The 21,195-nt window shown below is 38.1% G+C and carries 17 protein-coding genes and 4 pseudogenes; 17 read left to right on the forward strand and 4 right to left on the reverse strand.

Going from position 1 to position 21,195, the window contains the following annotated elements; all coding sequences use genetic code 11:
* Positions 1-33 precede the first annotated feature (33 nt).
* From OWR28_RS09030 to OWR28_RS09085, 12 genes and pseudogenes are all read left to right on the forward strand, one after another.
* A complete protein-coding gene (locus tag OWR28_RS09030) occupies positions 34-543 on the forward strand; it encodes an NADH-quinone oxidoreductase subunit NuoE family protein (protein ID WP_002983545.1) in 510 nt (169 codons plus the stop codon).
* 102 nt (positions 544-645) lie between these two features.
* Complete coding sequence (gene nuoF, locus OWR28_RS09035) at positions 646-2,004, forward strand: NADH-quinone oxidoreductase subunit NuoF (protein ID WP_332386317.1); 1,359 nt, start codon at positions 646-648, stop codon at positions 2,002-2,004.
* A 5-nt stretch (positions 2,005-2,009) separates the two neighbouring features.
* A complete protein-coding gene (locus OWR28_RS09040) occupies positions 2,010-2,885 on the forward strand; it encodes a hypothetical protein (protein ID WP_332386318.1) in 876 nt (291 codons plus the stop codon).
* Positions 2,886-2,926: 41 nt separating this feature from the next.
* Positions 2,927-3,924 (forward strand): annotated as a pseudogene (locus OWR28_RS09045) (NADH-quinone oxidoreductase subunit G).
* A gap of 81 nt (positions 3,925-4,005) precedes the next feature.
* The gene (nuoH, locus tag OWR28_RS09050) at positions 4,006-5,070 is read left to right on the forward strand and encodes an NADH-quinone oxidoreductase subunit NuoH (protein ID WP_332386319.1); all 1,065 of its coding nucleotides are present in this window, start codon (positions 4,006-4,008) and stop codon (positions 5,068-5,070) included.
* 124 nt (positions 5,071-5,194) lie between these two features.
* Positions 5,195-5,746 carry an NADH-quinone oxidoreductase subunit I gene (locus OWR28_RS09055; RefSeq protein ID WP_332386320.1) on the forward strand — a complete coding sequence of 184 codons (552 nt, stop codon included), beginning with the start codon at positions 5,195-5,197 and terminating at the stop codon, positions 5,744-5,746.
* A 4-nt stretch (positions 5,747-5,750) separates the two neighbouring features.
* Complete coding sequence (locus OWR28_RS09060) at positions 5,751-6,248, forward strand: NADH-quinone oxidoreductase subunit J family protein (RefSeq protein WP_002983555.1); 498 nt, start codon at positions 5,751-5,753, stop codon at positions 6,246-6,248.
* Between the two features lie 4 nt (positions 6,249-6,252).
* On the forward strand, positions 6,253-6,582 hold the full coding sequence (nuoK, locus tag OWR28_RS09065) for an NADH-quinone oxidoreductase subunit NuoK (RefSeq protein WP_002983557.1): 330 nt from the start codon (positions 6,253-6,255) through the stop codon (positions 6,580-6,582).
* A 2-nt stretch (positions 6,583-6,584) separates the two neighbouring features.
* Positions 6,585-8,495: pseudogene (gene nuoL / locus OWR28_RS09070) on the forward strand (NADH-quinone oxidoreductase subunit L).
* Between the two features lie 2 nt (positions 8,496-8,497).
* Positions 8,498-9,991, forward strand: a complete 1,494-nt coding sequence (locus OWR28_RS09075) for a complex I subunit 4 family protein (protein WP_332386321.1) — start codon at positions 8,498-8,500, stop codon at positions 9,989-9,991.
* A 16-nt stretch (positions 9,992-10,007) separates the two neighbouring features.
* Complete coding sequence (locus tag OWR28_RS09080) at positions 10,008-11,387, forward strand: NADH-quinone oxidoreductase subunit N (protein WP_332386322.1); 1,380 nt, start codon at positions 10,008-10,010, stop codon at positions 11,385-11,387.
* Between the two features lie 304 nt (positions 11,388-11,691).
* Entirely contained in the window at positions 11,692-13,872 is a 2,181-nt protein-coding gene (locus OWR28_RS09085; protein WP_332386323.1) for a GAF domain-containing protein, read from the forward strand.
* Between the two features lie 133 nt (positions 13,873-14,005).
* Here OWR28_RS09085 and OWR28_RS09090 read toward each other — a convergent pair.
* A pseudogene (locus OWR28_RS09090) lies at positions 14,006-15,178 on the reverse strand (Pycsar system effector family protein).
* A 26-nt stretch (positions 15,179-15,204) separates the two neighbouring features.
* On the opposite strand from OWR28_RS09090, the gene OWR28_RS09095 reads away from it, so the two are divergent.
* The 5 genes from OWR28_RS09095 to OWR28_RS09115 all read left to right on the forward strand — a co-directional run bounded on the left by OWR28_RS09095 (position 15,205) and on the right by OWR28_RS09115 (position 19,944).
* Complete coding sequence (locus tag OWR28_RS09095; RefSeq protein WP_332386324.1) at positions 15,205-15,888, forward strand: metallophosphoesterase; 684 nt, start codon at positions 15,205-15,207, stop codon at positions 15,886-15,888.
* Positions 15,889-16,001: 113 nt separating this feature from the next.
* Positions 16,002-17,507, forward strand: coding sequence for a hypothetical protein (locus OWR28_RS09100; protein WP_332386325.1), 1,506 nt, complete (start codon positions 16,002-16,004; stop codon positions 17,505-17,507).
* A gap of 44 nt (positions 17,508-17,551) precedes the next feature.
* Positions 17,552-18,628: a hypothetical protein gene (locus OWR28_RS09105; RefSeq protein WP_332386327.1), complete on the forward strand. Its 1,077-nt coding sequence runs from the start codon at positions 17,552-17,554 to the stop codon at positions 18,626-18,628.
* Positions 18,625-18,918 (forward strand): hypothetical protein, encoded by a 294-nt coding sequence (locus OWR28_RS09110; protein ID WP_332386328.1) that lies wholly within the window; start codon positions 18,625-18,627, stop codon positions 18,916-18,918. Before OWR28_RS09105 ends, OWR28_RS09110 begins: the two co-directional genes overlap by 4 nt.
* 303 nt (positions 18,919-19,221) lie before the next feature.
* Entirely contained in the window at positions 19,222-19,944 is a 723-nt protein-coding gene (locus OWR28_RS09115; RefSeq protein WP_332386329.1) for a hypothetical protein, read from the forward strand.
* A gap of 79 nt (positions 19,945-20,023) precedes the next feature.
* On the opposite strand, the gene OWR28_RS09120 is transcribed toward OWR28_RS09115, so the two are convergent.
* The 3 genes and pseudogenes from OWR28_RS09120 to OWR28_RS09130 form a co-directional block, all read right to left on the reverse strand.
* Positions 20,024-20,194 carry a hypothetical protein gene (locus OWR28_RS09120; protein WP_332386330.1) on the reverse strand — a complete coding sequence of 57 codons (171 nt, stop codon included), beginning with the start codon at positions 20,192-20,194 and terminating at the stop codon, positions 20,024-20,026.
* Positions 20,195-20,648: 454 nt separating this feature from the next.
* Entirely contained in the window at positions 20,649-20,894 is a 246-nt protein-coding gene (locus OWR28_RS09125; RefSeq protein ID WP_332386331.1) for a hypothetical protein, read from the reverse strand.
* 57 nt (positions 20,895-20,951) lie between these two features.
* Positions 20,952-21,195: pseudogene (locus tag OWR28_RS09130) on the reverse strand (nucleoside triphosphate pyrophosphohydrolase); the annotation flags it as partial.

Here is a 21,195-nt window from a genome sequence, read left to right on the forward strand (position 1 = left end):
CATTGTACACTGTACAATAATACATTTAAAAAAATGAGCGAAACAATAGCTTTTAAACCGGAAAGTTTAGCACAGGTACACAAAATTATCGCAAGATACCCTGAAGGAAGACAGAAGTCTGCTCTTCTTCCTGTACTTCACCTGGCACAGAAAGAGTTCGGAGGATGGTTAGATGTTCCTGTAATGGATTATGTTGCCGGACTATTAAGCATCAAACCGATCGAAGTATATGAAGTGGCTACTTTCTATACAATGTTCAATATGAAGCCGGTAGGTAAATATGTTCTGGAAGTTTGCAGAACAGGTCCCTGCATGGTTTGTGGAAGCGAAAAAATTCTGGATCATATCAGAACCAAACTGAACATTAAAGACGGAGAGACTACTGAAGACGGCATGTTCACACTAAAGCCGGCAGAATGTCTTGGAGCATGCGGATATGCACCAATGATGCAGCTTGGGAAATTCTTTCATGAAAATTTAACGATAGAAAAAGTAGACGAAATCCTTGATCTTTGCAGACAGGGACAGGTTGCTTTAGACTAATAGAAATTTTAAACTCTAAATTGTAGATTTTAAATTATTCACTTAACGTTTAATCATAATTAATGCAAGGCACCAAAAGCCAATTGCAATAAGCAAATAACAATGAGTAAAAAACTTTTACTTAAAGACGCACATATAGAAGGTATCCGTTACTTTGAAACCTACCGTAAGCAGGGAGGTTACACAGCAGCTGAAAAGGCCTTGAAAATGACTCCTGACGAAATTCTTGAAGAAGTAAAGGCTTCAGGACTGAGAGGTCGTGGTGGAGCCGGATTCCCGACAGGAATGAAATGGAGCTTTCTGGCAAAACCTGAAGGTGTTCCAAGACACCTTGTTGTGAATGCGGATGAATCTGAGCCCGGAACATTCAAGGACAGATATCTGATGGAATTCCTTCCTCATTTATTGATCGAGGGAATGCTGATTTCTTCTTACTGTTTAGGTTCCAATACTTCTTATATCTACATCCGTGGAGAATATTCATGGATTCCGGATATCCTTGAGGAAGCTATTGAAGAAGCCAAAGCAGCAGGATTTTTAGGTAAAAACATTTTAGGAACCGGTTTCGATCTTGAAATCTACGTACAGAGAGGTGGTGGAGCATACATTTGCGGTGAAGAAACTGCATTGCTTGAATCCCTTGAAGGAAAAAGAGGTAACCCAAGATTAAAACCACCATTCCCGGCTGTAAAAGGTCTTTGGGAAAGACCAACGGTGGTAAACAACGTTGAGTCTATTGCAGCAGTGGTTCCGATCATTGATATAACAGGTGCTGAATATGCTAAAATCGGGGTGGGAAGATCCACAGGAACGAAATTGATTTCTGCTTGTGGAAATATCAACAAACCTGGCGTATACGAAATCGATATGACGATCACTGTAGAAGAATTTATCTATTCTGATGAATACTGCGGTGGTATTAAAGACGGTAAAAGATTAAAGGCTTGTATTCCCGGAGGAAGTTCTGTTCCGATTGTTCCTGCAAATCTATTGCTGAGAACAGTGAACGGAGAGCCGAGATATATGAACTATGAGTCATTGGCAGACGGTGGTTTCGCTACCGGAACCATGATGGGTTCAGGAGGCTTCATCGTTTTGGATGAAGACCAGTGTATTGTAGAACACACCATGACTTTGGCAAGATTCTATAATCACGAAAGCTGCGGACAATGTACTCCTTGCCGTGAAGGAACGGGATGGATGTACAAAATTTTAAAGAAAATCGAGAAAGGAGAAGGAAAAATGGAAGATATCGATCTGCTTTGGGATATCCAGAAAAAGATCGAGGGAAATACGATTTGTCCGTTGGGTGATGCAGCAGCCTGGCCGGTTGCAGCAGCAATACGTCACTTCAGAGATGAGTTTGAGTGGCACGTGAAAAACCCAGAGTTGTCTCAGACACAAAATTATGGATTGGCACATTATGCAGATCCTATCCCGGCTGTAGAAAAGAATGCATAGGTGAAATGAAAAAATTGTTGGTTGTCGGCTTAATGATGTCGAGTTTTGTTTTTGGACAAAATAAAGAAAAGGATTCTTTAATAGATAGAAGTTCAGATAAAGGAGCATTGGTTTCCAGAAAGAAACCGGAACCTTTAAGCAAAAAAGGTCAGATGTTCGTTTTCTTCGGATGGAACAGAGCGGCGTTCAGTAACTCTGATATCCGTTTCACAGGAAATGGCTATGACTTTCAGCTTAATAATGTATCTGCACAGGACAGACCTACCAAATTTGGTATTGTTTATATCAATCCGGGCTGGTTTACAGTGGTTCAGTACAATTTCAGAGCGGGATATTTTATTAAAGATAATTTAGCCCTGGTTTTGGGAATAGACCATATGAAATATGTAATGGATCAAAACCAGACCGTAAATTTCAAAGGCCATATTTCAGATCCTGAATATGCAGCAATGGTACAAAACGGACAGGTAAACCTGGCAGATGAGAAGTTCCTTACTTTTGAACATACTGACGGACTTAATTATGAAAATTTAGGTCTTGAAAGATATCAGAATCTGATCAATAAGAAAAATGTTGATCTGGTTTGGTCTTACGGAGCCGGTATCGGATTCATGTTCCCGAAAAGTAATGTAAAGCTTTTCGGAAATGAAAGAAGCGACCGTTTTCACGTGGCAGGTATGGGAACAGACGTAAGAGCCAGTCTTAACCTTGTTCTTTGGGACCATGTAATGGTAAGATTAGAAGGAAAAGCGGGTTACATCAATATGTGGGATATCAAGACTACATTGAATAATAAGCCGGACAAAGCCCAGCAGGATTTCGTTTTCGGACAGCTCCTTGCAGGAATCGGATATACATTTAATACTAAGAAATATAAATAACAAAGCCTATTGCTTAATGCATAAAGCTTAAAGCATACAATATGAGCGAAGAAGTTAAAAATTCAAAATAACTATAGACGGACAGACTACTGAAGTGTTGCCAGGAACTTCTATCCTTGAAGCTGCAAGACAAATCGGTGGAAAATCTGTACCTCCTGCTATGTGCTACTACAGCAAATTAGAGACCAGTGGAGGAAGATGCAGAACCTGTCTGGTAGAAGTATCTAAAGGATCTGAAGCAGATCCGCGTCCTATGCCAAAACTGGTTGCAAGCTGCAGAACTAATGTAATGGACGGGATGGAAGTAAAAAACCTTACTTCTGAGAAAGCTCAGGAAGGAAGAAAAGCAGTTACCGAATTCCTTTTGGTAAACCACCCGCTGGACTGCCCTATCTGTGACCAGGCAGGAGAATGCCATCTTCAGGATTTAGGGTATGAGCATGGTGTGGAGAATACAAGAACAGAATTCGAAAGAAATACTTACGAAGCTGATGATCTTGGGCCACACATCAAATTGAATATGAACCGTTGTATTCTTTGCGCAAGATGTGTATTGGCTGCCAACCAATTAACAGGGGAAAGAGAGCACGGGATCCTTTTCAGAGGAGATCACGCTGAGATTTCAACATACCTAAATAAAGCTTTGGATAATGACTTCATCGGAAATGTTATTGATGTTTGCCCGGTTGGAGCATTAACAGACAGAACAGCCCGCTTTGCCAGCAGAGTTTGGTTTACAAAACCTATGAACGCTTCCTGCAAATGTGATAAATGTTCCGGAAAAGCTGTAGTCTGGATGAAAGGTGATGAAATTGTAAGAGTTACCGCAAGAAAAGACCAGTGGGGTGAAGTAGAAGAATTCATCTGTGATACATGCCGTTTTGAAAGAAAAGCGTTATCAGACTGGAATATCGAAGGGCCGAGACATATCGACAGACATTCTGTAATTTCATTGAACCACTACGAAAAGCCAAAAGATGAGCTAAGAGTTCTAGACAATCCGATGGCTAAAGAAATCAGTGAAAAAGACGAAAAATAATTAATAGGACATCAGATTTCAGACCTCAGACTTCAGACCATCTGATAGCTAGCATCTGACATCTTAAAATCTAAATAAAAAATGGATTTACTTACATTTAAACTTATACTTGTACTAGCACTTTTCCTGCTATCACTGACGATTGCCGCCTACTCTACCTGGGCAGAAAGAAAAGTTGCCTCTATCATGCAGGATAGAATTGGTCCTAACAGAGCCGGACCTTTCGGATTACTGCAGCCGCTTGCTGACGGTGGAAAGTTTTTCTTCAAAGAAGACTTTACGCCTGCCAATGCAGAAAAATTCCTTTTCGTATTAGGACCAGCTTTGGTAATGTTTATTTCATTGATTACAGGAGCTGTTATTCCTTGGGGTAAAAGTTTAAATATTGCAGGTACTTCTTTTGATCTTCAGGTAGCTAACATTGATGTTGGCGTACTTTTCATCATCGGAATGGCTTCAATTGGTGTTTACGGAATCATGATCGGAGGTTGGGCTTCGAACAACAAATATTCATTATTAGGTGCTATCCGTGCTTCTTCTCAGATGATTTCTTACGAATTGGCAATGGGGTTAGCGCTTCTTTCTATCATCATGATGACAGGAAGTTTAGACTTAAAAGAAATCACTGAAAGCCAGACTACCGGTAAATTATGGGGTGTTATTCCTTGGGTTTCCGGATTGAACTGGAATATTTTCTACCAGCCGGTTGCTTTCCTTGTTTTCTTTGTAGCCGCTTTGGCAGAAACCAACAGACACCCGTTCGATTTACCTGAGTGTGAGTCTGAATTGGTAACAGGATACTCTACAGAATACTCTTCTATGAAGTTAGGTTTATATATGTTCGGGGAATACGTGAACATGTTTATCTCAAACGCTTTCATGGTAGTTCTTTTCTTCGGGGGATACAACTATCCTGGTATTGAATGGGTCACTCAGAACTGGGGAGAAAACACAGCAGGAATCTTGAGTATCGTAGCATTTTTAACGAAAACTGTTATCGGAATTCTGATCTTCATGTGGATCAGATGGACCCTTCCAAGATTCAGATACGACCAGTTAATGCACTTGGGATGGAAAACATTAATCCCGATGGCATTGGTAAACCTGTTAATTACAGGAGCTGTAATTTTAGCGTTTGGAAATTAAACCATCTAAACCTGACGGGTTTTAAAAACCTGTTAGGTTTGTGTGAATATTGAATATTAAAAATTAAGATAACAGACAAGATTAGTCTAAAATCTGGTGTCTAACATCTAATATCTATAATTAAATGAAACTTACAAACAGATCAAAAGTTGTTTCCAATAAAGAAATGACCCTTGCTGAAAAAATCTACCTTCCTGCTATTTTTACAGGGATGGGGATTACATTTAAGCATGCTGTAAGAACCGTGATAAAGGGTGCTCCCGCAGTATATTCATATCCGGAAGTACAGAAGCCAAGAACCACTATCTGGAGAGGTCAGCACGTTTTGAAAAGAGACGAGGAAGGCAGAGAAAGATGTACAGCTTGCGGGCTTTGTGCGGTAGCTTGTCCTGCAGAAGCCATTACGATGACTGCTGCTGAAAGAACTAAAGAGGAAAAACATCTTTACAGAGAAGAAAAGTATGCTTCAGTATATGAAATCAATATGCTGAGATGTATTTTCTGTGGTATGTGTGAAGAAGCTTGTCCTAAATCTGCCATCTACCTTACAGACAGATTGGTGGATGTAGAAACCAACAGAGGTTCTTTCATTTACGGAAAAGATAAATTAGTTGAAAAAATAAATGAAAGGATTGATATCACGACAAGACAATCCGAGAAACAAAAAATGCGGTAAAATAATGGATCAGTTTTTATTTTTCTTGGTGGCGTTTTTAGCAGTGGCAAGTGCGGTTTACTTTGTATTTGCAAAAAATCCTTTATATGCTATTTTGTCATTAATTGTTACAATGTTTTCAATTGCCGGAATGTACATTCTTTTAAATGCACAATTCCTTGCAATTATCCAGATTATAGTATACGCAGGTGCCATCATGGTACTTTTCCTTTACATCTTAATGATGCTTAACCTTAATAAAGCAGACGAAAGTAAGAAGAACAATACTTTAAAGTTTGTCGGAGTTTTTACTGCAGGGCTTTTATTAATTGGAGTTCTAGGGGTATTCAGAGGGATTCAGGACAATCACATCGTTGTTGAAAATGTAGACAGAGGGGTTGGTCTAACAAAAAATCTGGGTAGACTTTTGTTTAATGAATATGTTTTACCGTTTGAGCTTGCTTCCATCCTAATTCTGGCAGGTATTGTAGGCGCGGTATTAATCGGTAAAAAAGATTTATAAAATTATGGGAGAAGTAAATACATTTATACAAAGCATCCCTTTGGACTACTTCATCATTCTTTCATCAGTATTGTTCTGTCTGGGAGTAATGGGAGTATTGCTTAGAAAAAATGCTATTGTGATTCTGGGCTGTGTAGAGCTTATGCTGAATTCTGTAAACCTTTTATTGGCGGCCTTTTCAGCATACAAAGGCAACGGCGACGGACAACTTTTAGTTTTCTTCATTATGGTGGTAGCTGCTGCTGAAGTAGCGGTAGGTCTGGCAATTATTGCTATGCTGTATAGAAACACCCGTTCTGTAGATGTGAGTATATTTAATAAATTAAGAGGATAAGAATGGAGAATCTAGTATATGCAATAGTACTTTTACCACTTTTAGGGTTTCTTATTAACGGGCTGTTCGGAAAAAATCTTCCAAAAATATTGGTTGGTTCCCTGGCTACTGCAGTAGTTTTCGGATCTTTCTGTATTGCGGTAAGTCTTTTCATGAATTTCAATTCTGAAAGCCAGCCTGTCATTGTAAAAGCTTTTGAATGGTTTAGAGTAAACGGAGTTCAAATCAATTTTGGATTCCAGATTGATCAGCTTTCGTTAATGATGGTCATGATCATCACGGGGATCGGTTCACTGATCCACTTATACTCTATCGGATATATGAGTCATGATAAAGGGTTCTACAAGTTCTTTACTTACCTGAATCTTTTCATCTTCTCCATGTTACTTTTGGTAATGGGAAGCAACTACCTTATCCTGTTTATCGGATGGGAAGGTGTAGGTCTTTGTTCTTACCTGTTGATCGGATTCTGGTATACCAACGAAGAATACGGTAAAGCAGCAAGAAAAGCTTTCATCATGAACAGGATTGGTGACCTTGCGTTATTGATCGGTATCTTCATGATCGCTTCTCAGACCAATGCTGTAGATTATCTTTCTGTAGCAGAAAACGCTTCAAAATTTGAATTGGACGGAACAGTGATCATCTTTATCACAGCGAGTTTATTCATCGGTGCTACCGGTAAATCAGCTCAGGTTCCATTATATACATGGTTACCGGATGCGATGGCCGGGCCGACTCCGGTTTCTGCGCTAATTCACGCGGCAACAATGGTAACTGCGGGTATCTATTTAGTAGTAAGATCCAATTTCTTATTTACTTTAGCCCCAACCGTTCAGGGAGGAATTTTATTCATCGGGTTCTTAACAGCTGCTTTGGCAGGATTCTATGCACTTCGTCAGAACGACATCAAAAGTATTGGCATACTCTACCGTTTCACAGCTTGGGTTTATGTTCATCGCTTTAGGTCTTGGAGCATATACAACAGCAATGTTCCACGTAATGACGCATGCATTCTTTAAGGCGTTATTATTCTTAGGTGCAGGTTCTGTAATCCACGCTATGAGCAACGAACAGGATATGCGCTTCATGGGAGGTCTTAAAAAGTATATTCCTCTTACGCACGCTACATTCCTGATCGGAACATTAGCGATCTCAGGTTTCCCTTTATTATCGGGGATGATCTCCAAAGACGAAATTTTAGTAGCAGCTTTCGCTAAAAACCCTGTTTACTGGGTAATCCTATTTGTTTTAGCGGCAATCACTGCAACGTATATGTTCAGACTGTACTACCTGACTTTCCATGGAGAATTCAGAGGTACTGAAGAACAAAAACACCACTTACATGAAAGCCCGTCTAATATGACATTACCATTGATCGTATTGGCTGTTCTTTCTGTGATCGGAGGTTTCATAAACCTGCCTCACTTCATCGGTCACGGTCATTATGCCAAACTGATGGAATGGTTAAAGCCTGTTCTTACAGAACAAAGCTTCAGCCAGATGGAAGCTACTCTTTCAGGAGTACCTTTCAATACTGAAATGATCTTATTGGCAGCTACAGTAATTATGTTCTTCTCTGTTTGGTTTATCGTAAGAAATACCTACGTGAAAAAGAAAAAGATGGCTGTGGCAGAAGAAAGCTATACCGGATGGGAAAAGCTTTCTGCTAAAAATTATATGTAGACGAACTTTACAACGCATTGATTGTAAAAACTGTTGAAGGATTAGGACGCGGAGGAAAAATGTTTGATAAGGGTATCTTAGACCGTTTTGTAAACTTTGTAGGTGATGGTGCTGAAGACAGCGGAAAAGCTATGAAGCGTGTACAGAACGGAAATGTAGAGACATATATCCTTATCATGTCTTTAGCGGTGGGAATTATATTAATTGTTAACTTTTTATTACAATAATAATGTCTTGTTTGTTATTAACATTATTACTATTACCTCTAGTAGGTTCGGGATTAGTTTTTGCCTGGAAGAATAATTCCAGCAAATATTTGGCGCTTGGAATTGCATTGGTACAAATGCTTCTTACGTTCTATGTACTTTCGGATTTTGATTTTAATCCAACGGTAGACAGCGTATTGCAGCATGAGATCAATTATCCATGGTCACAATTTATGAAGAGCTCTCTTCACTTCGGTATCGATGGAATGAGCATGCTTCTTTTATTACTGACCAATATTCTGGCTCCAATCATTATTTTATCTTCTTTCAACGAAAATGTAAACTACAGAAATACATTCTACGGATTGATTCTATTGATGCAGTTTGGTCTTGTAGGAGTGTTCACTTCTTTAGACGGATTGTTATTCTACATTTTCTGGGAAGTAACTTTGATTCCAATTTGGTTCATTGCCGGACTGTGGGGACAAGAAAATAAAAGGTTCGAATTCACTACGAAATTCTTCGTATATACATTTGTTGGATCATTATTTATGTTAGCCGGGCTGATCTATGTGTACAACCACTCTGCATCATTCGCTTTGACAGATTTATATAATGCACAACTGAACGAAACACAACAGACTGTGGTATTCTGGTTCATCTTCTTCGCATTTGCGGTGAAACTACCGGTGTTCCCTTTCCATACATGGCAGCCTGATACCTATACCTACTCTCCTACTCAGGGATCGATGTTATTATCAGGAATTATGCTTAAGATGGCAGTATACGGTGTAATGCGTTATTTACTTCCAATCACACCGATTCCGATTGCCGGAATTTCCGGACAGATTGTGATCATCCTTGCTATTGTGGGCATTGTTCACGGAGCTTTGATTGCCATTATCCAGACGGATATGAAGAGAATCATTGCCTATTCATCTTTCTCCCACGTAGGATTGATGGTAGCTGGTATCTTTGCTTCTGCAGTAGTTACTCTCAGAGGAACTTTCAATGTAGAAGGTGCTGAAGGTGCTTTGGTACAGACTTTCGCTCACGGTATCAACGTAGTGGGATTATTCTACTGTTGTGATATTTTATACAAGAGATTTAAATCAAGAGACATCAGACAAATGGGAGGTTTGGCTAAAGTAGCACCTAAGTTTGCTGTATTGTTCCTGATTATTATACTAGGTTCAATGGGAGTTCCATTGACCAATGGATTCATCGGAGAATTTATTTTGTTGAAATCAGTGTATGATTTTAACGGAACAGCAGCAGTAATTGCTGGTCTTACAGTAATTCTTTGTGCTGTATATTTATTGAGATTCTACGGAAAAGCAATGTTTGGTGAAGGAGATGAAGCAGTTCTAAGTACAGCAAAAGATTTATCAGGTGTAGAATTTTCTGTATTGGCAAGTTTAGCGGTTTTTGTGATTTTACTTGGTATTTTCCCACAACCGGTAATTGAAATGGTGAGTAGTTCGGTGAAGTTTATCTACCAATCAATGGTAAGTTAATTTGATATTTTAAGAAATGAGTGTTTTAATTATTGTTTTCCTAACGGCAGTTATTGCGTTATTTTCAGGAGTTTTTGAACAAGGAAAATTCGCAAGATACATTGGGATTTTGGGATTAATCATCGCATTGTACGTAAGTTTTATGCCGGAATGTTCGTTCTTCGACCATTACAAGCATATGTATGAGTACAGTGACAATACTGCATTATTCACTAAAATATCAATCGTAACGACTTTATTATTATTCTTCCTGGGAGGTTTTGCTTTCAGCAACCACAGAAGCCACCAGTCAGAATTATATGCATTGATGCTGTTTGCATTATGCGGAGGAATTATCCTTTTCGGATATCAGAACTTAGTGACGATGTTCTTGGGAGTTGAAATCCTTTCTATTCCATTATATGTAATGGCCGGAGCTAACAAAACTGATCTGAGATCAAATGAAGCTTCTATCAAATATTTCCTTATGGGAGCATTTGCAACAGGTTTCCTACTGTTTGGTATTGCATTTATCTACGGAAGTGCAGGAAGTTTTGATCTGTATAAAATTCATGACTTCGGTGTGGCCAACTCAGGGAACGTAATGTTCATCCTGGGAGTATTACTGATCCTTTGCGCATTGGCATTCAAAGTGGCATTAGCACCTTTCCATATGTGGAGTCCTGATGTATATGCAGGTTCACCATCATTGATCACAGCTTTCATGGCAAGTGTGGTAAAGATCTCCGGATTCTTTGCCCTGTTCAGATTGATGACACTGGGTTTCACCGGAGTTACGCACGAATGGATCAATGTTTTAGGAGTATTCTTAATCATTACTTTACTTTTGGCAAACGTTATGGGTCTTGCTCAGACGAATGCAAAAAGAATGTTAGCGTATTCTTCAGTTTCTCACGCAGGATATATCGGATTGGTGTTCTTCGGAATGACAAGCCTTTCTACTTATAACCTTGCCTTTTATTTATTTGCTTATTCTTTATCTACAGTAGGAGTTTTCATGTGTCTGATCTGGGTAGAGAAATTGAAAAGAGAAACTTCTTTCGGGGCATTCAAAGGATTGGCGAAAACTGAACCTTTATTAGCCACAGCAGCAACGATCTCTATGCTTTCAATGGCAGGAGTTCCGTTAACAGCCGGATTTATGGGAAAATTTGCTTTATTCTCCCAGGCTATGAACGGTGCTGCTTTCTTAGTATTGGTAGCAGTATTAGGTTCTGCCCTGTCTATCGCTTACTATTTAAGACTGATCATTGCGATGTTCTTCTTTAAAGAATCAACATTTAAATCATCAGAAAAAGTAACCCTTACTTACAACATCATTGCAGTCGTTGTTATTGCTTTGATTATTATCCTGGGAATTTTCCCGGATCTGTTTGCAAGAATGTTCGGATTGTAAAACCTGAATTTTAAGATATTAAAAGCACAACTTTTCAGTTGTGCTTTTTTTGGCCATATCTGAAACAAAATTCATAAAATTTATTATTCATTAATCCTGCCATCCTCTTTCCAAAAAAACAACAAATAATTACAAAATACCTTATAAAGTTTCCTGAAGTACAAGTAAATTATGTACAATAAAATAAATTATCCTCCTATTAATATTCCGCTTTTTTCATAACTTTACTCTAAATTTTTCAGCTCTTGGCTAATCTCTATAAAAAAGACTCCCTTTTCAGGTTTATATATCATTCAAAAAATATTTGGATGTTCTGGAGCATATCCGGTATAATGACAGATTAGAATACAGGGTGAACTATGCAGAGTCTTTGATTGAGAGTACGAGAAACTTTAAAGAGTTCAGAGAAGGCTTCCAGGACACCGCCCTCCTCGAAAAATATGAAGACCTCATCAGGCTTCTTCTTGCCGATCTGTTCCCGACCGGACTTACCAAAAATGAGATCAAAGCGGCCAGTATTCCTCTTTCCAATATCACTTTCAATTATACAGAAAGATTTAAAGACATTCTGAAAGATGCTGGAAAAGATTTTGAAATAGAACTGAGAAATATTTCAGATAATGAATTTTATGTGTTCTGCTGCTGTCTGATTCTTCAGAGCTACTTCAAAAAAGATATTAAGAGTACGATTCCGCTTTATTATGATATCCCTAACAAGCAGGGAATCATGAAGCACTATAAGATTACCGTCAATTCAGACTTCACAGAAATTATCCCTACAGAGGATGCCAAAATTCCATCTGATGATATACTGGATATGCTCCTGGAAAATCTGGATGATTTTAAACTGTGGAAGAAATACTTTCCTTCCCAATCCTGGATTTTAAAAGGATTTACGATTATTTCACTGGTTGACTGCACTTCTGAAGTGGCACTTTCTGATCTGAAATCAAGCATGATCGAAATTGATCCCGAAGATTTGAATCCCGATGAAAATCTGACCGAAATCTTTAAATCCTATTTTGATGTTCCGGAACTCAGTTTTGGACTGATGACCTTCAACAAAAAGGAACAGAAGCTGGATAAGCTTCCGATTTATGAGAGTCTTCTCACTAATCATATCCTCGATTTCTGGATCAATGCCTTTGATGAAGAAACCCGTAAGAGCACCTTCAACAATCTGAATCATAATTCAAAACCTGTTGTTGTTTCCAATGTAAACAATCTGGATGAAAGCGTTAAAAAACTGCCTTCTTTCAGTATTTTAAAGGATAATAATGTCAACAGCTTCATGGTAATACCTATCATGAAAGACGGTGAGCTCCTGGCCATCATGGAATTTACTTCTCCTATTGCCGGCAGCTTTAATGGCTTAAAGCTTAAAAAACTGGAATTTTTCACTGATATGGTTCTTTTCTCTCTGAACAGATTCTATTTTGAGAAAAACTATCAGATAGAAGCTATTATTCAACGTGAATATACCACCATTCATGACAGTGTGGTGTGGAAGTTTAGGAATGAAGCTGAAAAATATTTTACGGCATCGCTGGGAAAGAAAATTTATACACTAAAGCAGATTTCATTTAAAAACCTTACGCCATTGTTCGGGGTTTCAGACATCCGCTCTTCATCAGAAAAACGTTTTAATCTGATGCTGCAGGATCTCAACCAGCAGATTGAATCACTGAACGAAATTTTAACGCTTACCAATTCCGAATCAGAAAAGTTTCTGCTGGCACTGGATATTTTTGAAAATGAGCTCAATAATGAAATAAAAGCTGATACGGAACAACGCTTTCAGAGATTGCTGAGGGAAGAGATTCATCCCTTTTTACAGGGGAAACTGGAAATTAAAACCCCCAGAGCAATAAAGACAAAGATCAAAGATTATTTTTCACAGATTTTTTCATCAACGGAGCTGTTTTACACCCATCGGAAAAAACTGGATGATTCTATTACTCTGGTTAACCGTAAGCTGGCGGATATGCTGGACGAAAGCCAGGCAAAAGCCCAGGAAATTTTCCCACATTATTATGAAAGGTTCAAGTCTGACGGTGTAGAGCATAATCTGTACATTGGCCCTACCATTGCACCTGAGCTTCATTATACCTCAAAAGTTGTTCATAAACTGAGATACTGGCAGATGAAAACCATCTGTAAAATGGAACTTGATTTCCAGACTTTTAAAAAAGATCTTCCTATACAGCTGGATATTGCCTCGCTCATCTTTGTGTACAATGAAAAGATCGACATCCGTTTCAGAATGGATGAAAAACGTTTTGACGTAGACGGAGCATACAATTCTTATTACGAAATTATCAAAAAGCGTCTGGATAAAGCTCATGTCAAAGATTCTTCAGAACGCATCACAGCTCCCGGAAAAATCACCATTGTCTATTTCGGAATGGAAAACCAGAAAGAATATCTCGACTACATTTCAAAACTTCAGAAAAAGGGGTTTTACAACATGACGTGGAATTTTTGAAGGTTGAGGATCTCCAGGGAATTACAGGATTGCTGGCGCTAAGGGTCTCCTTTACCCTACCACAGGAATAAAAATCCGGCACAAAAGTCCCGGATGTATTTATATTTATTTTCAAAAATTGATCTTGATCCTGTTAAAGACTTAGAAAAGCCACTCCAAAAGACAAAACAGAAATAATGATCCCTGCCATAAAAATTTTATAGGTAATGGATAAAAGCTTGTATTTCCTGTTAAGCACTTTCCCCAGATAGTATAAATCTTTCACCATAGAATCATAAATGTAATCTCTGTCTTTGATCAGGTCTTTCATGGCATTGTTATAATCATCAAACAGCATCTGTTGAAAGTTTCCGAAAAACAGAAGATTTACTTTTCTGTTGGCAATATCCTGAGGAGTAAATGTTGTTTTCGTCACATTCGGTTTTGTAGACAGAATCGCAAAGATAATAGTCAGTACACTTGACAGCAGTAAAATAAAGCTCGGAAGAATCAGATGCGAATTTTTGGGAGCATCCAGCTTCGGAACCAATACGGAAAGGCACACTGAAATGATAATCGCATTTACAGATAAAAGAATATTGGCTTTACTGTCCGCAATATCACTCAGCCTTGTATGGTTGTTCAGCGTTACCCTGAATAAGGTATCCACACTTCTGTCTGATTTTTCTTTCTCTTTTTTACCTTCTGGGTTATCCTTCTTACTCTCTTTTTCTCCTCCTCTTTTTCAGTTTCTTTTCGATCTTTTTGATGTTTTTCTTTTTCAAAGGCTCCCAGTTTTCTTTAGCGTAATCCGTATAAAAAGTATGTTTGTTTTTCAGCATATCAAGATTTCCGGCATTCCATTCTTCATTGGAAAAGCATCTAACATTGGTCAGCTCCCATTCTTTTCTCAAAGCATCTGAAATATCGGTATAATCATGACCTGCAAAATGACTGAAATCCGCATCTTTTACAATTTTTTCCAGTAAGTTCTGAGGTTCATAGTGTATTTTGGTAGCCAGAATCAGCTTTTCAACATCAGCAATATAATTTTCAGGATAATTTTCCTGTTGCAAAAATTCTTCATCACCTCCACACTTCTCTCCTCATGATTGAGAGCACACTCTATATACCCTGTATCATGAAACCACAGCGCAACGAGAACTTTCTCCTGATCCTCTTCGGAAACAGGGGTGTTCTTCATAATTTCTTCAGCCTTATTTACCGTGTAGGCAGTATGGATAAAATTATGATAAAAATATACCGAAGATAACTTATCTTTGAATAAGATTTCAACATAATTTTTAGCTTTGTCTAGAATGTTCATTCCTGAAATTTTGTTAATGTAAATTTATGAATTTATCCTTTAAAACTCATCTTAAAAATACTTCTATTGTTCTTAGAACAGTAATGTCCGCAGGAGTCCTTTATTCCTGTGCTACATATAACGTACAAAAGGGCAAAAACTTATTTGAAGTAAAAGATTCCGAAATAAAATCAGAAAATGATTTTAAACTTTTTCTGATTGGAGATGCAGGAAATGCAGATGAACCTCAGGCACAAAAAACGCTGAATTTACTGAAAAGCAAACTGGATTCCGCCGACAGCAATTCTATGCTGATCTTTCTGGGCGACAATATCTATCCTAACGGGATGCCCAAAGAAACGGACAAAGATTATGCACTAGCGAAACAGAAACTGGAAAACCAGCTGGCCATTACAAAAGACTTCAAGGGAAAAACATTGGTCATTCCGGGAAATCACGACTGGTATAACGGGCTGGAAGGTTTGAATGCTCAGGAAGGACTGGTAAAAAAATATCTCGATGATAAAAAAGCTTTTCTACCAAAAAGCGGATGTCCTATTGATGACATCAACATTTCTAAAGACATTAAGCTCATTGCCATCGATACGGAATGGGTGATTGCCAACTGGGATAATTACCCGGGAATCAACAAAACTGTAATATTAAAACACGGGAAGATTTTTTTACGGAGTTTAAAGACCTTATTATTAAAAATCAGGGTAAAAAAATAATTGTTGCCTTACACCATCCTGTCATCAGCAGTGGAACACACGCAGGTTTTACCTCTGCTAAATCCCATCTGTTTCCTTTAAATAGTAAAATCCCTGTTCCGGTTGTTGCCAGTGTGGTTAATATTTTAAGGAGTTCCTCAGGAGCAAGCCCTGAAGATATTAACAACCAACATTATGCAGATCTTGCCAACAGGCTGAAAAGTATTGTACAGGATAAGGAAAACATTATTTTCGTATCAGGACATGATCATAATCTGCAATATCATGAAGATGGGAACCTGAGACAGATTATCAGTGGTGCGGGTTCTAAAACAGATCCGTCTACCATTGTAGAAAAAACAGACTTCTCTTACGGAGGCAGTGGTTTTGCTGTTTTAAATTTCAGAAAAGACGAAAGCACAGATGTTGAGTATTTTTCAACCAGAGATGCCCGGCTTCAGAAACTGACTCATATTTCCGTGATGTCTAAACCGGATGTATTTGTCAATAACTTCCCCAATTCTTTTCCGGCAACATTTTCTTCAACTATTTATCCCGTACAGCTTACAGAAAAAAGAAAATTTTACAGATGGCTCTGGGGAGACCACTACAGAAAATATTACGGGATCCCGATTGAAGCCCCAACCGCTAATCTTTCAGACCTGAATGGCGGGTATATTCCTTTCAGAGAAGGAGGAGGGAACCAATCCAACAGTTTACGTCTGAAGTCTGCAGAAGGACAGGAGTTTGTAATGCGCGGTGTGAAAAAAAGTGCGATCCGCTTCCTTAACAACATGGCTTTCCAGAAAAGCACATTAGGAGAAGAACTGGCCGATACATTCCCTGAAAAATTCCTGCTGGATTTTTACACGACCAATCATCCGTTTACCCCTTTTACGATCGGGAACATGTCGGAAAAACTGGGTATTTTTCACAGTAACCCAAAACTGTATTACATCCCTAAGCAGCAAGCTTTGGGAAGATATAATGAAAACTACGGGGACGAAATGTATATGATTGAAGAACGTTTTTCTTCTGATCCTAAGACGCTGGCTTATCTTAACAATGCAAAAGATATTGTCTCTACGGATGATGTACTGAAAAACCTCAATAAGAGTAATAAATATTCTGTTGACAGGGAATCTTATATCAGAGCAAGACTGTTTGACATGCTTATCGGTGACTGGGACAGACATTCAGACCAATGGAAATGGGCAGAATATGAAGAAGGCGATAAAGTAATCTATAAACCGATCCCGAAAGACAGGGATCAGGCGTTCAGTAAATATGACGGTGCCGCATTTAAACTTATCATGAATGTTCCGGCCATCCGCCATATGAAGACCTTTACAGAAGATATCAGTAGCGTGAAATGGCTTGCCATGGAACCTTACCCGATGGATCTTGTTTTCTTGAAGGGAGCTGATCAGAGTGAATGGGAAGCTCAGGCAAAATACATACAGGAGCATCTTACCGATGCGGATATTGATGATGCTTTCCATAATCTTCCAAAAGAAGTACAGGACGACACCATCGCCGAAATCCAGAGAAAGCTGAAAATTAGAAAAACAAAACTTCAGACCTATGCAGCCCAGTATTATGATGTACTACAGAAAAAGTACCTCTGGCAGGAACTGTAAATCCTGATAAGTTTGTCATTACAAAAAACGGACATTCTGTACTTGTGCAGCAATATAAGCTGGGTAAGGATAAAGACAAGAATGAGCTGGTTTTTGAAAAAACTTATCATGATTCGAAAACAAAAGAATTGTGGATCTACGGACTGGAGGATGATGACATCTATGAAGTAACAGGAACAGGAAATCCAAAGATGGATATCAGACTGATCGGCGGTTATAATCATGACACCTATACTGTGGGTGACGGAAGAAAAGTGAAGATTTATGATTTTAAATCTCAGAAAAACACTTACAACGCCGGTAATGCAACCAAAAATATTACGGATGATTATGACATCAACAGCTATAATTATAAACATCCTAAATATAATTCTGTAGCTGGGTATCCAAATCTGGATTACAACCCTGATGACGGTGTTATTGTAGGTGTTCTGGCCAATTATACGGTAAACAATTTTATCCGTGATCCTTTTACTCAAAGACATAGCTTAAAGGCTAATTTTTATACCGCTACAGCAGGATTCAGTCTTACGTATAAAGGCGTATTTAAAAAAGCAATTTCAGGTTGGGATATTAACCTTGATGCATTTTATACGACTCCAAGATTTTCTCAGAACTTCTTTGGACTTTCCAACGAAAGTGATTATGATAAAGAAAATACCGAAAGAGAATACAACAGGGCCAGAATTTCCAAATTCAACTTTTCTCCTTCCATCTCACAGAAAAGCTGGATGAATCTCAGCCATCAGTTTCAATTGACTTTTGAAGATAATAAAGTACAGAGAAAGGCTGGCCGTTTCATCAATCAGTCTCCGGATGTAAGACCCGGCGTTTTTGACAGCCAGCAGTTTGTGGGAGCCAATTATACATTGGGCTATAAAAACGCTGATAATGCAGCTTTCCCTACTCTTGGACTGGAATTCATGCTTAATGCAGACTGGAAAGCAACCCTTTCTGATTTTAATAAAAACTTTGTGACCTTAAAAGGAAAGCTTGCCGTTGACCACAGAATTGATAAAAAGGAAAATTTGTATTTGCCAACTCCAGCAATGTTATGTGGATCAATAACAACAACTTTGAATTCTATCAGGCTGCGGCTATCGGAGGCAACAACGGAATGAGGGCTTTCAGAAATGAAAGATTCTCAGGAAGGTCCTATTTTACCAATAATTCAGAGATCCGATGGGATTTTGGAAGAGTAAGAAATAATATTGCTCCGGCAAACATGGGGATTCTCATTGGATATGATATCGGACGTGTATGGAATGATAATGAAAATTCAAGAAAATGGCATCAGTCTGCCGGTGCCGGTCTATGGTTGAGTATTGTAGAAATGATGTCTGCAAGGTTGAATTATTTCTACGGTTCAGATGGCGGAAGGCTGTCTGCAGGGATAGGAATGAAATTTTAAACGCAACCGTCTGTAAAGAGATTATTCTAACTTTACCTTTTGATTGAATTCATAAAGCACTGTTTAATAATCCTTTAAAGCATACTTTATATTAAATATTTAAAAAATCCAATTTAAATAAAATTTAATATTTCAAATTTTCAACTCACATTTTTTAATGATAAAATAAATATGGCTTTTAAATAAAAGCCATATTTTCAGCTATATAAGTCAAAAATACACATAGTTCAATATGATTAGCAATTCTTTAAAAAATTGACATTTTAAAAACATTTTATATTTGCTGCACCAAAAAATCAGCAAATGATGAAAAAGAAGCTATTGTATATGGTATTATTTATCATATCCGTAAACTTAAATGCACAGATAGGGATTAAAACATCAACGCCTCAAAATACACTTCATGTCAATGGTTCCCTTCAGGTTGTTAAAGATCTTAATGTAGGAGGAGATGACAGAACAAAAGGAAATTCCGGAAACAAAGGTGAAGTTTTAATGTCAAACGGAGCAGGCAATGCACCGGTTTGGAAGACCATTGAATCTGAAAACTTCCTGAAGGTAGTATTTGTTGGGAACAAGACTGATCTCAGCCCGGCAACGGGCAGCTATACCGGAACACATTCTACTCCTGTCAGTACCCACGAAAGTTATTCACAGACCTATGTTTTCAATGTAAGTAATAAAATTGATACAGCTTATTTAGCATATAATTCAACCACCGGACTTTTTACAGTAGTAAAGCCAGGGTTCTATAATATTGTGCCTTATGCAACCTATGATCTTAATTTAAATCCATCCGGACAGACTGCAGGTACTGCCAATTCTTATATACAAAAGGTTTCTCCGGTACTCACAACACTTGCAGGGATATCTACCGGCCATGGTGAACGTACGACAGGACTGAATCATAATCTTTCATCCATTAACTTTTTAAATGCGGGAGAGACCTTCAGAATACGCTGCAGGTATACTCAGGATTTCCGGTTATCAAGTGGGAATATTCATATATCTTACCTTACTCCCTAGTCTATAAAACGCCAATCACTTTAATACATTCATATATTGAAAAGCCCCACAGATTTTCTCTGTGGGGTTTTATTTATTTTTATAAAGGAAAAGTATATACATTTCCCTTCATCCTTCCTTTCTCATCTGCGATCATTAATGTTTTATCATCAAGGAAAACAACAGCTTCTTTCTGGGAATTATGATTCAACGGGATTTTCTGAATCTTGGCTGAATTAAAATCATCAGCAGTAAATCCTTGTAAGAACATGAACATTTTTATGGGTCAGCAATACAATTTTATCTTTCGTACTGTTAATAGTTGTTGATGTAATCGCGGCATCATTATAACCGCCCTGAAGTTTTAATTTTCCTACCAACTTTGCTTCAAAATCGCCCTCTTATTAGGCACCTGGAATACAAGGAAAGTTCCGTCGAAACCTTTGCTTCTGTTTTTAGTAAACAGGTAGAAATTTCCATTCATCTCAACAAAAGCTTCACAGTCATAGAGCAGATATGATTTTTTCGGAGGAAATTCGTCTGTCCCTGATAATGGAATTTTGTGGTCTGAACAACTTTGGTCACAGTTTGTCTGCTGTCTTTTAAATCGGTTTTTAAAATCGCCAGATCCTGTCTGTTATTATCATTATTTCCAAAGTCGCCAATATAAATATTTCCTTCAGGATCGGAAATAATGTCTTCCCAGTCCGTATTTTCTGCATTTTCTACAGGAATTTTTGTTTCTGCATATCTCCTTGATTACTCAAGCCGTATATTGCATTTTTATTTCCCCTGTCTTCTATCACCCAGATCGTTTTCTTATCTTTTGATAAAGTAATTCCGGAAACCTCCTTCAACTTTTTGGGTAAGGAGAACTGTATTTTCAGTTCATCTTCTTTGGCAGGGGAATTCTGAGCTTTTGGATTACAGCTCAATAAAAGCAAGGCAGGTAACATAAGAAAACGTAACATATTTATTTTTTTATTTTTTAATTGAATATAAGAAGCATTAATTGTTCCAATCAGAAACTATGAAAGCTTTTTCGCCTTTTCCCATAGAACATCCATTTCTTCCAGAGACATATCTGCCAGTTTCAGATCCTGTTCCTCTGCAAGTCCTTCCATTTTCTGAAACCTGGAAATAAACTTAAGATTGGTTCTTTCCAAAGCAGAATCCGGATTGATTCCTGAAATTCTGGCATAGTTAATCAGAGAGAAAAACATCACCTAACTCCTGTTCTTTTTTGTCCAGATCTGTTTCAGCATGGAATTC

Source organism: Chryseobacterium sp. 1B4, from assembly GCF_036631475.1.
Classification (GTDB): domain Bacteria; phylum Bacteroidota; class Bacteroidia; order Flavobacteriales; family Weeksellaceae; genus Chryseobacterium.